14 protein-coding genes are annotated in these 13462 nt (G+C 70.6%); 5 read left to right on the forward strand and 9 right to left on the reverse strand.

Annotated features, from left to right (window positions below; all coding sequences use genetic code 11):
• Positions 1 to 528 carry a dUTP diphosphatase gene (dut, locus tag ACIPWY_RS09595; RefSeq protein WP_362906892.1) on the reverse strand — a complete coding sequence of 176 codons (528 nt, stop codon included), beginning with the start codon at positions 526 to 528 and terminating at the stop codon, positions 1 to 3.
• Positions 525 to 1109, reverse strand: a complete 585-nt coding sequence (locus tag ACIPWY_RS09600) for a PaaI family thioesterase (RefSeq protein ID WP_362906894.1) — start codon at positions 1107 to 1109, stop codon at positions 525 to 527. The genes dut and ACIPWY_RS09600 overlap by 4 nt, the downstream gene beginning before the upstream one ends.
• Positions 1110 to 1167: 58 nt before the next feature.
• On the opposite strand from ACIPWY_RS09600, the gene ACIPWY_RS09605 reads away from it, so the two are divergent.
• Complete coding sequence (locus tag ACIPWY_RS09605; protein ID WP_362906896.1) at positions 1168 to 1614, forward strand: DUF3093 domain-containing protein; 447 nt, start codon at positions 1168 to 1170, stop codon at positions 1612 to 1614.
• Positions 1615 to 1620: 6 nt separating this feature from the next.
• Here the strand turns inward: ACIPWY_RS09605 and ACIPWY_RS09610 are convergent, their stop codons facing one another.
• From ACIPWY_RS09610 to ACIPWY_RS09625, 4 genes are all read right to left on the reverse strand, one after another.
• Complete coding sequence (locus tag ACIPWY_RS09610) at positions 1621 to 2586, reverse strand: hypothetical protein (protein ID WP_362906897.1); 966 nt, start codon at positions 2584 to 2586, stop codon at positions 1621 to 1623.
• 13 nt (positions 2587 to 2599) lie between these two features.
• Positions 2600 to 2896, reverse strand: a complete 297-nt coding sequence (locus tag ACIPWY_RS09615; protein ID WP_030357326.1) for a DUF4193 domain-containing protein — start codon at positions 2894 to 2896, stop codon at positions 2600 to 2602.
• Between the two features lie 461 nt (positions 2897 to 3357).
• Positions 3358 to 4602, reverse strand: a complete 1245-nt coding sequence (locus ACIPWY_RS09620; protein ID WP_362906899.1) for a HAMP domain-containing sensor histidine kinase — start codon at positions 4600 to 4602, stop codon at positions 3358 to 3360.
• A gap of 6 nt (positions 4603 to 4608) precedes the next feature.
• The gene (locus ACIPWY_RS09625; RefSeq protein ID WP_401532679.1) at positions 4609 to 5262 is read right to left on the reverse strand and encodes a response regulator transcription factor; all 654 of its coding nucleotides are present in this window, start codon (positions 5260 to 5262) and stop codon (positions 4609 to 4611) included.
• Positions 5263 to 5585: 323 nt separating this feature from the next.
• Here ACIPWY_RS09625 and ACIPWY_RS09630 point away from each other — a divergent pair, with 323 nt between their 5' ends.
• Complete coding sequence (locus ACIPWY_RS09630) at positions 5586 to 5759, forward strand: hypothetical protein (protein WP_362906901.1); 174 nt, start codon at positions 5586 to 5588, stop codon at positions 5757 to 5759.
• 100 nt (positions 5760 to 5859) lie between these two features.
• Here ACIPWY_RS09630 and ACIPWY_RS09635 read toward each other — a convergent pair whose 3' ends face one another.
• Both ACIPWY_RS09635 and ACIPWY_RS09640 read right to left on the reverse strand, forming a co-directional pair.
• Positions 5860 to 6657 carry an inositol monophosphatase family protein gene (locus ACIPWY_RS09635; RefSeq protein ID WP_362906903.1) on the reverse strand — a complete coding sequence of 266 codons (798 nt, stop codon included), beginning with the start codon at positions 6655 to 6657 and terminating at the stop codon, positions 5860 to 5862.
• Between the two features lie 9 nt (positions 6658 to 6666).
• On the reverse strand, positions 6667 to 7803 hold the full coding sequence (locus tag ACIPWY_RS09640) for a ferrochelatase (RefSeq protein WP_393700364.1): 1137 nt from the start codon (positions 7801 to 7803) through the stop codon (positions 6667 to 6669).
• Positions 7804 to 7909: 106 nt separating this feature from the next.
• Here ACIPWY_RS09640 and ACIPWY_RS09645 point away from each other — a divergent pair, with 106 nt between their 5' ends.
• Together ACIPWY_RS09645 and ACIPWY_RS09650 are read left to right on the forward strand one after the other, a co-directional pair.
• Positions 7910 to 9181 carry an MFS transporter gene (locus tag ACIPWY_RS09645; RefSeq protein WP_362906907.1) on the forward strand — a complete coding sequence of 424 codons (1272 nt, stop codon included), beginning with the start codon at positions 7910 to 7912 and terminating at the stop codon, positions 9179 to 9181.
• Positions 9108 to 10460 carry a D-arabinono-1,4-lactone oxidase gene (locus ACIPWY_RS09650; protein ID WP_401532609.1) on the forward strand — a complete coding sequence of 451 codons (1353 nt, stop codon included), beginning with the start codon at positions 9108 to 9110 and terminating at the stop codon, positions 10458 to 10460. Before ACIPWY_RS09645 ends, ACIPWY_RS09650 begins: the two co-directional genes overlap by 74 nt.
• Before the next feature lie 6 nt (positions 10461 to 10466).
• On the opposite strand, the gene ACIPWY_RS09655 is transcribed toward ACIPWY_RS09650, so the two are convergent.
• A complete protein-coding gene (locus tag ACIPWY_RS09655) occupies positions 10467 to 11741 on the reverse strand; it encodes a hypothetical protein (protein ID WP_401532611.1) in 1275 nt (424 codons plus the stop codon).
• A gap of 462 nt (positions 11742 to 12203) precedes the next feature.
• Here ACIPWY_RS09655 and sepH point away from each other — a divergent pair, with 462 nt between their 5' ends.
• Positions 12204 to 13274, forward strand: coding sequence for a septation protein SepH (gene sepH, locus ACIPWY_RS09660; RefSeq protein ID WP_362906912.1), 1071 nt, complete (start codon positions 12204 to 12206; stop codon positions 13272 to 13274).
• Positions 13275 to 13462: the final 188 nt, after the last annotated feature.

A 13462-nucleotide genomic window follows, 5' to 3' on the forward strand; every position in this document is an offset into this window, starting at 1 on the left:
TCACTGTCCTTCCCGGTCGGATACGACCGATGCGTATCGATTCCCGCCCTGATGCCCACCCGGGCCCGGCCCCACGGCGGCATGACCACCGGTGGACCCGAAGCCCCCCTCGGCCCGCGCCGAGTCGGGAAGCTCCGCCACCTCCTGGAAGCGCACCTTCTCGACCTGCTGGACGACCAGTTGGGCAATCCGGTCGAAGCGCTCGAACCGCACGCTGTCGCGCGGGTCGAGATTCACCACGATCACCTTGATCTCTCCACGGTACCCGGCATCCACCGTCCCTGGGGCATTCACCAGGGCGACACCGCAGCGGGCGGCGAGGCCGGATCGCGGGTGCACGAAGGCCGCGTACCCCTCGGGCAGCGCGATCGACACCCCCGTGGGAAGTACGACCCGCTCGCCGGGCGCGAGCTCGCACGCCTCGGTGGTCCGCAGATCCGCGCCCGCGTCACCGGGGTGCTCGTACGACGGCAGCGGCACGTCGGGGTCGACGCGCCTGATCAGCACGTCGAGTGGGGCTCGGGTCACGGGTTCACCTCGAAGGCGCGGGTGCGCCGGATCTGGTCCGGGTCGCTCATCGCCGCCTGGATCTCCTCCGGGCGGCCGTTGTCGATGAAGTGGTCGACCTTCACCTCGATGAAGAGGGCGTCGGCGCGGACCGCGACGGGCCCGTCGGGGCCGCCGATCCGGCCGGTGGCGGTCGAGTAGATCTTGCGGCCCGCGACGGCGGTGACCTCGGCGTCGAGGTACAGGACGGTGTCCACGGGCACGGGGCGCACGAAGTCCGTCTCGAGCCGGCCGGTCACCGCGATGACGCGCAGCAGCCAGTTCAGCGAACCGAGCGTCTCGTCGAGGGCGGTGGCCAGGATTCCGCCGTGCGCGAGTCCGGGGGCACCCTGGTGGGCGGGGCGCACCATGAACTCGGCGGTGACGCGGACGCCGTCCTGCGCACGCGCCGCGAGATGCAGGCCGTGCGGCTGCTCGTCGCCGCAGCCGAAACAGTGTCCGTAGTGCGCGCCGAGAAGCTCGCCGGGTGCGGGGGCGTCGGGGTGCCGGACGGGCGCTATGGCGTCGGCGGGGGGCGTCAGAGCTGCAGAAGTACCACTCACAGGCGCAGACCTTACCCGCGCGTCCTGGGAGAAAGCGCACCGTGCCAAGCTTGGCTGCATGGAGCTCTCCACCACACCGTTCGAAGAACGCCTCACCGCCCCCCGCTCGTGGTGGCTCGTCTCACTTCTGCTCGGCGTCGCCTGCGCGCTGATCCTGCTGCCGTTCGGCACGCTGCCGCTGCTCGGGGGGCTCGTCGGCGGGACGGCGGCGGCAGCGGTCGTGACGAGTTCGTACGGCTCCGTGCGCATCCGCGTCGTGGCGGACTCGCTGGTCGCCGGGGACGCGAAGATCCCGCTGTCGGCGCTGGGCGACGCGGAGATCCTGGACGCCGAGCAGGCGCGCGCCTGGCGCATGCACAAGGCCGACCCGCGCGCCTTCATGCTGCTGCGCAGCTATGTACCGACGGCGCTGCGCGTGGAGGTCGTCGACCCGCAGGACCCGACCCCGTACGTGTATCTGTCGACGCGCGACCCGAAGGCGCTGGCGAAGGCGCTGGGCAAGTAGCGCCGGTCAGTCCCCGAGCTCCCTGGGCGGGTGCGCGTCACCCGGAATCGCCGGGTGCGGGTCGTCGGGGCGCTCCAGGGGCGGCAGCTCCGGCAGGGCGTCCCAGGGGACCTGGATCTTGCGCAGGTCCTTGCGGATCCGCTCCGCGAGCTTCTTGGTGTCGCGGCGGTTCATGACCGCTCCGACCGCGGCGCCGACCATGAACGGCATCAGGTTCGGCAGATTGCGGACCATGCGCTTCATGATCTGCTGGCGCAGCTCGCGCTTCATCTGGCCGCCGAGCGCCGCGTTGATCGTCAAGGGCTTCGTCACGTCGATGCCGCGCTCCTCGGTCCACGAGGCCAGATAGGCGGCGGTGCGGTCCTTGAGGGAGCCGGGCGGACGCACGCCGTAGACCTCGTGCAGCTCGGCGACGAGCTTCATCTCGATGGCCGCGACGCCGGTGATCTCGGCCGCGAGTTCGGCGGGCATCGCGGGAGGTACGGGCATCATCGCGGCGGCGCCGATCCCCGCACCCACGGTGGAGGTGGCGTTGGCCGCGCCCGCGATGAGTTTGTCCGCGAGCTGTTCGGCGCTCAGGCCGGGGAATTGTTTGCGCAGGGTCGCCAGATCGCGCACCGGCACACGCGGTGCGTTCTCGATGATCCGGTCGGCGAGGTAGCCGAGTCCTGTTTTCGCGGCGGTGCCGCTTTTACGGACGCCGTCCCTGACGGCGGCCACACCGCGCCTGGCGACCTGTACACGGCCGCCGATCGGCGCTTGGTCACCCGTGGTGGGCACCACGGGAAGATCGCTGTATCCCGCCGCCGCGAGGTCGCCCGCCACCTCTTGGTCGTCCGCGTCCTCGAGCGAGGCTGCTCCAGTGGGGGAAGAGCCTCGCTCGTCGTCACGCACGCCGTCGTCGGACGGGCCACCGTCCGCTTCCCGGTCCTTCCGGAAGCGGCGCTTCCAGGGCGGGGTCGAGCCAGTCACGGCCGACCCTGCCTCAGTCGCAGTCGCGGCAGATCGGCTGGCCGTTCTTCTCGCGGGCCAGCTGGCTCCTGTGGTGCACCAGGAAGCAGCTCATGCAGGTGAACTCGTCCTGCTGCTTGGGCAGGACCCGGACGGCCAGCTCCTCGTTCGAGAGGTCGGCGCCGGGAAGCTCCAGGCCTTCTGCGGCCTCGAACTCGTCGACGTCGACCGACGAGGTCGACTTGTCGTTCCGACGAGCCTTGAGCTCCTCGATGCTGTCCTCATTGACGTCATCGTCGGTCTTGCGTGGGGTGTCGTAATCCGTTGCCATGTGTCGCTCTCCCCCTCTGGGTGTATGCGGTGTCTCCAGCGCACAACGCGCGGGAGGCCGGACTTTGTGCCCGACCTGAGGCGGAGATTTTGCCTCACATCAAGGTCTGTTACTCAATCGACACCCAACCGGATCCCCCATGAGTGATCGGGTTGGATGGCGATCGGGACCGTACACGGTCCGCAGGTCGCGCTCCACGGGCGCCACCCCGTGTACTTCCCGTGATCAGGACCCCTGAAAACCCGGATTTTCCAGGCTTTCCGGGGGCTTTTGCGATCACGGAGAGTAGATGGCCGGAAATTCGCCCTTGTGATCGATCACACACGGCCTTCGCGGGATCAGGTCCCGAAAATTCCGCTAAAAGCGAACTCCTCCGGCACGTCGGCGGAAGCATCTCAGATCGGTCGCCGACCCGCATCTCGAAAGGCCCGGATCGGCAGGTGACCCGCGTCTCGGAGGTCTCAGATCGGCAGGGTGACCCTCATGACGAGCCCACCCCCCTCACGCGGCTCCGCGATGATACGGCCCCCATGAGCCCGCGCCACCGACCGGGCGATCGACAGACCGAGCCCCACTCCCTTGTCACTCCCCGTGCGCTCGGTGCGCAGCCGCCGGAACGGTTCGAAGAGGTTGTCGATCTCGTACGCGGGCACCACGGGCCCCGTGTTGGACACCACGAGGACGGCCTGGCCGTGCTGGGCCTCGGTGGTCACCTCGACCCAGCCGCCCTCCGGGACGTTGTACCGGACGGCGTTCTGGACGAGGTTCAGGGCGATGCGCTCCAGGAGCACGCCGTTGCCCTGGACGACGGCCTCCTTGCGCTCGCCGCGGATCTCGACGCCCTTCGCGTCGGCCTCCGAGCGGGCCTGGTCGATGGCCTGCGAGGCGACCTCGGCGAGGTCGACCGGTTTGCGCTCCACGATCTGGTTGTCGCTGCGGGCGAGCAGGAGCAGGCCCTCGACGAGCTGCTCGCTGCGCTCGTTCGTCGCCAGCAGCGTCTTGCCGAGCTGCTGGAGCTCCACCGGCGCCCCGGGGTCGGAGAGGTGGACCTCAAGGAGCGTGCGGTTGATCGCGAGCGGCGTGCGCAGCTCGTGCGACGCGTTGCCGACGAACCGCTGCTGCGCGGTGAAGGCTCTCTCCAGCCGGTCGAGCATGTCGTCGAAGGTGTCGGACAGCTCCTTGAGCTCGTCGTCCGGGCCGTCCAGCTCGATGCGCCGCGACAGGTCCGTGCCGGCCACCCGGCGCGCGGTGCGCGTGATGCGGCCCAGCGGGGACAGGACGCGGCCCGCCATCGCGTACCCGAAGGCGAACGCGATCACGGCGAGACCGAGCAGGGCGAGGAGCGAGCGGCTGAGGAGATTGTCGAGTGCGTGCTGACGCATCTCGTTGACGCACTCGTTCAGCGCGGAGTTGAGCTGGCCCGTCGTCGGGTGCTCGGGAAGACCCGAGAAGTTGCGGCAGGTCCCGCTGCTCACCGAACCGTTCGTGACGGTGAACGGCAGGTCACTGCCGACGTTCAGCGCCTGCGCGGCCAGCAGATAGATGATCGACAGCAGCAGGATGCCGGCGATCAGGAACATGCCGCCGTACAGCAGGGTGAGGCGTATACGGATGGTGGGGCGCAGCCACGGATAGGGCGGTTCGGCTTTCCTGGGGTCCCACGTGGGTTTCGGAGGCGCGGCCGGTGGCGCCGGTGACGAGGCCACAGGGGATCAGATCCGGTATCCGGAGCCGGGCACCGTCACGATGACGGCGGGCTCTCCGAGCTTACGGCGCAGGGTCATGACGGTGACCCGTACGACGTTCGTGAAGGGGTCCGTGTTCTCGTCCCAGGCCTTCTCCAGGAGCTGCTCGGCCGAGACGACGGCGCCCTCGCTGCGCAGGAGCACCTCGAGGACGGCGAACTCCTTGGGCGCGAGCTGGATCTCCTTGCCGTCGCGGAACACCTCGCGGCGGTTCGGGTCGAGCTTGATGCCCGCGCGCTCGAGTACGGGCGGCAGCGGCAAGCTCGTACGGCGTCCGAGCGCCCGCACGCGGGCTGTCAGCTCGCTGAACGCGAACGGCTTGGGCAGGTAGTCGTCGGCACCGATCTCGAGGCCCTCGACGCGGTCGCTGACGTCGCCGGAGGCGGTCAGCATCAGCACGCGGGTCGGCATGCCGAGTTCGACGATCTTGCGGCAGACGTCGTCGCCGTGCACGAGCGGGAGGTCCCGGTCGAGGACGACCACGTCGTAGTCGTTCACGCCGATGCGCTCGAGGGCGGCCGCGCCGTCGTACACGACGTCGACGGCCATGGCCTCCCGGCGCAGTCCGGTGGCCACCGCATCGGCGAGCAGCTGCTCGTCCTCGACGACGAGTACGCGCACGTCGCTGTCCTTCCTGTGTGACCTGCTCACAGGTTCTGAGCACCTGTGAGCAGGTCCGGGTCGTGGAGTGTGGCCTCCATCCTGCCCCTTTCGGCCATAAACCGGCTGTAAGGCGGTGGGGCGCCCCGGGAACGCGGGATTTTCTCGCCGGTCGAGGTTTCTGCGGAAGTGAGCGCGGGGAGGACGGATTTACACCCGCGATCACGCTTTGTATGTGGCGTGCCACGACCCGCTTGCCGCAGGGCGGTTCGAGACGTGATCGCCCCTTCCGAGGGCACACCCCCGTGCCACCGACCCATGACCCAGGACGAGGGGGCGCAACCATGGACGCATTCACCGCAGGACTTCTGCAGCGCATCAAGGCGACCGAGTCCGACCTGAGCCGGGCTCGCGAGACGGGCGACGAATTCCTCGTCGAGATCGAGCAGGACGAGCTGCACGACCTGCATCGGCTCGCCGCCGAACACGGCGTGGAGCTCGGCGTCTCGCACGTCTGACGCAGTACGGAAGGGCCCCGGCGCCTGGTGATCCAGGCAGGCGCCGGGGCCCTTTCTCGTGCCGTTCCCGTGCTTCTCGCGCTCGGGCGTGCGGCGTCCGTCAGTCGTGCCAGGCCCCGAGCTCCTCCAGGCGGTTCTGGAGCTGCTCGAAGAGGCCGGGCGGCGCCGCGATCGTCAGCTCGCCGGACGGCACCTCGCCCGGACGGCCGCCGGTGAGCGCGCCCGCCTCCCGGGCGATGAGGTCGCCGGCCGCCAGGTCCCAGGGGTTCAGGCCGCGTTCGTAGTACGCGTCGAGGCGCCCGACGGCGACGTCGCAGAGGTCGATGGCGGCCGAACCGCCGCGCCGGATGTCACGCACGTGGGGCACCAACTCCCGTACGACATCGGCCTGGTGGGCCCGGCGGGCGGCGAGGTAACCGAACCCCGTGCCGACCAGCGCCTGCTCGAAGGGGGGCGCCACGCGCGCGCGTGCCGGGCGGTCGTTCACGTACGCGCCCTGGCCGAGGACCGCGCGGTAGGTCTCGCCGCGCACGGGCGCCGCGACGACCCCGACGAGGGTCTCCTCGCCCTGACGGGCGGCGATCGAGACCGACCAATCGGGGCGTCCGTACAGGTAGTTGACCGTTCCGTCGATGGGGTCGATCACCCAGGTGATCCCGCTGCTTCCCTCGGTGCTCGCGCCCTCCTCGCCCAGGACGCCGTCGTCCGGCCGGCGCTCGGCGAAGAAGTCGGTGATCAGCTTCTCGGAGGCGATGTCCATCTCCGTGACGACGTCCACGGCGCTGGTCTTGGTGGCGGCGACGCCGAGGTCGGCGGGGCGGCTGTCGCGCAGGAAGCTTCCCGCGCGGGCGGCGGCCTCCAGGGCGACCTCGAGGAGTTCGGCCTTCAGGTCTGTCACGTCGAGTCCTTACGCGTACGGGCTGTCGGCGCCCGCGGCCGCGGGCTTGGGCGCACGGGAGGGGCAGCAGCCCACCGGGCACAGGTTGTGGCTCGCGCCGAGGGCACCCAGAGCGCACGGCGTGACCGCGCGGCCGCTCTCCGCGGCGGACCGCTCGAGGACGAGGTCGCGGACGGCGGCGGCGAAGCGGGGGTCCGCGCCGACCGTGGCGGAGCGGCGCACCGGGAGGCCCAGCTCGGCGGCCTTGGCCGTGGCCTCCGTGTCGAGGTCGTAGAGGACCTCCATGTGGTCGGAGACGAACCCGATGGGCGCCATCACGACGGCCGGCGCACCGGCGCCCTGCCGCTCCTCGAGGTGGTCGCAGATGTCGGGCTCGAGCCACGGGATGTGCGGGGCGCCGGAACGCGACTGGTAGACGAGCTGCCAGGGGTGGTCGATCCCGGTCTCCTCGCGGACCGCGTCGGCGATCACGCGCGCGACGTCCAGGTGCTCCTTCACGTAGGCACCGCCGTCGCCGTGGTCGTCGACGGGCCCGGAGACGTCGGCGGCCGCGGTCGGGATGGAGTGCGTCGTGAAGGCGATGTGGGCACCGTCCCGTACGTCGTCGGGGAGGTCGGCGAGCGACTTCAGGACACCGTCGATCATGGGGCGCACGAAGCCGGGGTGGTTGAAGTAGTGCCGCAGCTTGTCGACGCGCGGCACTTCGAGCCCCTCCGCTTCGAGGGCGGCGAGGGAGTCCGCGAGATTTTCGCGGTACTGGCGGCAGCCCGAGTACGACGCGTACGCGCTGGTCGCGAGGACGGCGATGCGCCGGTGGCCGTCGGTGACCATCTCTCGGAGGGTGTCCGTCAGATATGGCGCCCAGTTCCGGTTGCCCCAGTGGACGGGCAGGTCGAGGCCGTGGTCGGCGAAGTCCTTGCGGAGGGCGTCCAGCAGCGCGCGGTTCTGCTCGTTGATGGGGCTGACCCCGCCGAACAGGAAGTAGTGCTGCCCCACCTCCTTGAGCCGCTCCTTGGGGATTCCCCGGCCGCGCGTCACGTTCTCCAGGAACGGGACCACGTCGTCCGGGCCTTCGGGGCCTCCGAACGAGAGCAGCAGCAGGGCGTCGTAGCCGTCGAAGGGCGTGGGATCGAGCGCATCGGACATGCCTTTGATCCTGCCATCCGTCACTGACAGGCGGAAAACGGGCATGCCCGCAAGCCCCGGGACCCGTAAGCTGTCTTGGCCACCTACGCGCCTTACCGGAGTCGACTTGCCCAGCCCCTACCGCGCCATATTCGCCCTGCCCGGCACCAAGAGCTTCTCGGTCGCCGGGTTCCTGGGCCGGATGCCCCTGTCGATGATGGGCATCGGGATCGTCACGATGGTCTCCCAGCTGACCGGCCGATACGGGCTCGCGGGTGGCCTGTCCGCCACCGTGGCGCTCTCGGCGGCGGCCATCGGCCCGCAGATCTCCCGCCTCGTGGACCGGCACGGACAGCGCCGTGTGCTGCGGCCCGCCGCCCTGGTCTCGCTCGTCGCGGTGGCCGGTCTGCTGCTGTGCGCGAAGTTCGAGGCACCGGACTGGACGCTGTTCACCTTCAGCGCCCTGATCGGCTGTGTGCCGAGCGTCGGCTCGATGGTCCGGGCACGCTGGGCGGCTCTCTACAGGGACACGCCTCAGCTGCACACCGCGTACTCCTTCGAGTCCGTCATCGACGAGGTGTGCTTCATCTTCGGGCCGATCATCTCGATCGGTCTGTCGACGGCCTGGTTCCCGGAGGCAGGGCCTCTTCTCGCGGGCTGTTTCCTCGCGGCCGGTGTCTTCTGGCTGACCGCGCAGCGCGCGACGGAGCCGGTGCCGCATCCGCGCGGGCAGCACTCCGGGGGATCCGCCCTGCGGGCGCGGGGCCTTCAGGTCCTGGTGGCCACGTTCGTCGCGACGGGCACGATCTTCGGCGCGGTGGACGTGGTGACCGTCGCGTTCGCCGAGGAGGAGGGCCACAAGGCGGCGGCCAGTCTCGTGCTCGCGGTGTACGCGGCGGGTTCCTGCGTGGCCGGAGCGGTCTTCGGCCTGCTGCACTTCAAGGGGGCGCCCGCGCGCCGGTGGCTGGTCGGTGTCTGCACGACGGCCGTGAGTATGATCCCCCTCCTACTGGTCGGGAACCTTCCGTTTCTGGCCGTGGCGCTCTTTGTCGCGGGCCTGTCCATCGCACCGACGATGATCACGACGATGGCTCTCGTCGAGCAGCACGTACCACGCGCGAAACTGACCGAGGGCATGACCTGGGTGAGCACCGGACTCGCGGTCGGTGTCGCGCTCGGCTCCTCCGCGGCCGGCTGGGTGATCGACGCCGCCGGAGCGAAGGCCGGGTACGGGGTTCCGGCCGTGGCCGGCGCCGTCGCGGTGGCGGTCGGGTTCCTGGGGTACCGCCGGCTGAAGCAGCCGGTGCCGCAGCGGGGAGGAACCAATGAGCACGGGGAACGCGGGCAGCGACACGACGAAAGCCCGGCAGGCCAGGACACGGAACGAACCGTGGCGTAACTGGGCCGGGAACGTCACCGCACGGCCGGTCCGCGAGGTGACGCCCGCGTCGGTGGAGGAGCTCTCGGCGGCCGTCCGCGCGGCCGCCGACGACGGCCTCAAGGTGAAGGCCGTCGGCACGGGGCACTCGTTCACCGCGGTGGCGGCCACCGACGGCGTCTCGATACGCCCTCAACTGTTGACCGGTATCCGCAATATTGACCGGGAGGCCGGCACCGTCACGGTCGAGGCCGGTACCCCGCTCAAGCGACTCAATCTCGCCCTGGCCCGTGAGGGCCTGTCGCTCACGAACATGGGCGACATCATGGAGCAGACGGTGTCGGGGGCCACCAGCACCGGCACGCACGGCACGGGCCGCGAATCGGCGTCGATATCCGCGCAGATCAAGGGCCTCGAACTGGTCACCGCCGACGGCTCGGTCCTCACCTGCTCCGAAAAGCAGAATCCCGAGGTCTTCGCGGCGGCGCGGATCGGCCTCGGCGCCCTCGGCATCATCACGGCGATCACGTTCGCCGTGGAACCGATCTTCCTGCTCACCGCCCGCGAGGAGCCGATGACCTTCGACAGGGTCGTCAGCGACTTCGACGCCCTGTACGCGGAGAACGAGCACTTCGAGTTCTACTGGTTCCCGCACACGGGCAACTGCAACACCAAGCGCAACAACCGAAGCGCCGGCCCGGAGGCCCCTGTCGGCAGGTTCAGCAGCTTCCTCGAGGACGAGCTCCTGTCGAACGGCCTTTTCCAGGCGGTCAATTCACTCGGCCGCGCGGTCCCCGCGACGATCCCGTCGATCGCGAAGATCTCCAGCCGCGCGCTCTCCGCCCGCACCTACACGGACATCCCTTACAAGGTCTTCACGTCCCCGCGCCGCGTGCGCTTCGTGGAGATGGAGTTCGCCGTTCCGCGCGCGGCCCTCGTCGAGACGCTGCGCGAGCTGAAGACCATGGTCGAGCGCTCGAACCTGCGCATCAGCTTCCCGATCGAGGTCCGCACGGCCCCCGCGGACGACATCGCGCTCTCCACGGCGTCCGGCCGGGACAGCGCGTACATCGCCGTCCACATGTACAAGGGAACCCCGTACCAGGCCTACTTCACGGCGGCCGAGCGCATCTTCACCGCGCACGAGGGCCGGCCGCACTGGGGCAAGGTGCACACGCGCGACGCGGACTACTTCTCGACGGTCTATCCGCGCTTCGGCGAGTTCACGGACCTGCGCGACCGCCTCGACCCGGACCGCCTCTTCGCCAACGACTATCTGCGCCGGGTCATCGGCGACTGACCGCGCTCACCCGGCGGGCGTCTCGCCCTGCTGCTGCGGCGCGTCGGTTCCGTCGCCGCTCTCCGAGGCGCTCGGAGTGGGCGTCGGGGTCGGCGTGGGCGTGGACTTGTCCCCGCCGGTCCCGGAACCACTGCCGGAACCACTGCCGGACCCGGGGGCCTTACCGGTGTGGGAGTCCTCGCTCGCGCTGGGCGTGGGCGTGGGCTCCTCTGTGCCGCCGTTCTGCCTCCCGCCCCCGTCCTGCGGGGTGCCGCTCCGCGTCCCGGAACTGCCGCTGTCCGACGGCTCCTGCGAGGTGCTCGGCACAGGGGTGCGGTCGTTACGGGGCGAGTGGACGCCTCCGCCGGTGAACGCCTCGCGGAGCGTCGTCCGCTCACCGTCACCGCTGAAACTCTGCCCCGAGGCGAGTTCGTAGGTCGTGATGCCGCCCATGGTCACTCCGAAGACCAGGGCAGCGGCGACGAGAGGCCGCTTCCAGCTCCGCACACGCGCGCGATGCGTGGTCCCTTCGGTGAACTCGCCGCTGAACTCGGACCCGGACTCGGGCACGAACCCGAACCCGGACCCGTCGGGGAATCCGTCGCCCAAGTCGCCAGGCGGAGGCGGCAGTTCCGGCCCACCGGCGCCGACCCCGCCCGCCGGCGACGCGGCGTGCAGCGCGCGCGTGGCGTCATCCACGACACCGGACCCGGCACCTGCTCCGGCTCCGGCATCAGTCCTGAGCAACTGGGTCCTGTCCGGATCGACGCCGCCGGACGTCAGAAGCTGTGTCCGCCCCTGATCCCCGGCGTCCACCTTGAGGAGCTGCGTCCGCTCGGCGCCCAGCGCCGGGAGGACCGTCGTCCGGTCGGCACCCTGCGCCGGCGCGCCCATCCCCCAGGTCGTCGTCCTCGGCACGACGTCCTTCGTCCGCATCACCGTCGCGGCCGCGGGCGGCGTCACCGAGGCGGCGCTCACGTCGGACCGGAAGGTGTCCGGCACCGGCCGCCCGTCGTCGGTCACGGGGACCTGCCTGCCCTTGGGGATCGCCTGGCCCGCGACGTCACGTATCTGCTCGCCGGTGCGCCGGAAGAAGTGCTGGAAGAGCGAGCCGCCACAGGTGGCCAGCGCGCTCACCACACCCGCGCCCACGATCGTCCCGTACACACCGAGCCCGGAGGCCAGCTTGGCCGCCACCACAGCGGCCACGGCGCTGCCCGCCACCTGCGGCACATTCAGGTCGACCCGCTTCTTCTTGGGCTTTTCCTGTGTGTCTTGGGAGGTTTCCGGCTTCTCGCCCATCTCCGAACCTTGCCTGCCTTTCTCGACTTACTTCACTAGAGGGGGACGGATGGACGAAGTGATTAGTTCCGTTTCTAGGGATTCCGTGAAGCACGCCACGTCCACGGACCCCGAACGGGGGACGCCCCATACCCAACTCCCGTCCCCCATGAGAACTTCGATGGCGTGCCGGTCCACCCGAGTGGCCCGAATGGAGTACCGTTGCGAGCCCTGGGTCCGGTCTCCCGTCAGGGTGCCCGGGGCCTTCCAGGACCGCCGGGAGGGGGTTCGTTGCACAGGGTGACGGGCTCGGTCACTTAGCGTTGCGAACAGGTAACCGTGCCATAACGGCGATCCAGGGCCCATGCCCGACACGCCGGGCAACTCGGCAAGGTTGTGGCAGGCTGCACCCGGGCAGGCCACACTCGACTAGCGGAAGCAGCGACGCACGTGACGTCGGCAGGCACCACCCGGGAGGTCCCCATGCCCGAACTGCGTGTCGTGGCCGTCTCTAACGACGGCACACGGCTGGTGCTGAAGGCTGCGGACAGCACGGAGTACACGCTTCCGATCGATGAGCGCCTCCGGGCCGCCGTGCGCGGCGACCGTCCGCGCCTCGGCCAGATCGAGATCGAGGTGGAGAGCCATCTCCGCCCCCGCGACATCCAGGCGCGTATACGTGCCGGTGCCTCCGCCGAGGAGGTGGCCCAGCTCGCCGGCATCCCCGTCGACCGCGTCCGCCGCTTCGAGGGCCCTGTCCTCGCGGAGCGCGCCTTCATGGCCGAGCGGGCCAGGAAGACCCCCGTACGCCGCCCCGGCGAGAACGCGGGCCCCCAGCTCGGCGAGGCGGTGCAGGAGCGCCTGCTGCTGCGCGGCGCCGACAAGGAGACCGTCCAGTGGGACTCCTGGCGCCGTGACGACGGCACCTGGGAGGTTCTGCTCGTCTACCTGGTCGCGGGCGAACCGCACTCGGCGAGCTGGACGTACGACCCGCCCCGGCGGCTCGTCCAGGCCGTCGACGACGAGGCGCGCTCGCTCATCGGCGAGACCGACGACATCGCCGCCCCGGAACCCAGCTTTCCGTTCGTGCCGCGCATCGCGAGGCTGCCCCGCGACCGCCCGCTCGACCGGGCACTCGACCGGCAGCTGGAGCGCCCCGCGCCGCCGGCCCCCGCACCGGAGATCAGCGAGGAGAGCCCGACGGCGGTCTCCGCCGCCGAGCGCGACTCGCTGACCAGCCTCCTGGAGGCCGTACCCAGCTACCGCGGCGACATCGTGGTCCCCGAGCGCCCCGCGGTGCCCGCGCCCGAGCCCGTCACCGAGCAGCCGGAGTCCGCCGAGGCGGAGGAGCCCCCGGCGCCCGCCGCGTCCGCGGGAGCGGGTTCCGCCTACGCGGACGTCCTGATGCCGCGCAGCGTCGCGGGACACAGGGACCGCCTCACCGGCACCACCGACCGCCAGGCCGAGGCCGACGGGGTCCGTCCGGGACGGCGCGCCGCCGTGCCCAGTTGGGACGAGATCGTGTTCGGCACCCGCCGCAAGAAGCAGGACTAGCCGGACCAGCCACGAGTCGTACGCACGAGAGGCCCGCGCCATATCGGCGCGGGCTTCTCGCGTGCTCGGCTGCCTAGGGCCTGTCCGGCGGATCAGGTCGCGTCTGGTTGGCGCGCGCCGTTCTGTGCTGGTGAGCGGGTCTGGCGCGTGCAGCTGCGAGGCGGTCGATTGAGGCGTCGCGGAGCGAT

The sequence above is a fragment of the Streptomyces sp. NPDC090032 genome (assembly GCF_044748025.1).
In the GTDB taxonomy this organism is placed as follows: domain Bacteria; phylum Actinomycetota; class Actinomycetes; order Streptomycetales; family Streptomycetaceae; genus Streptomyces.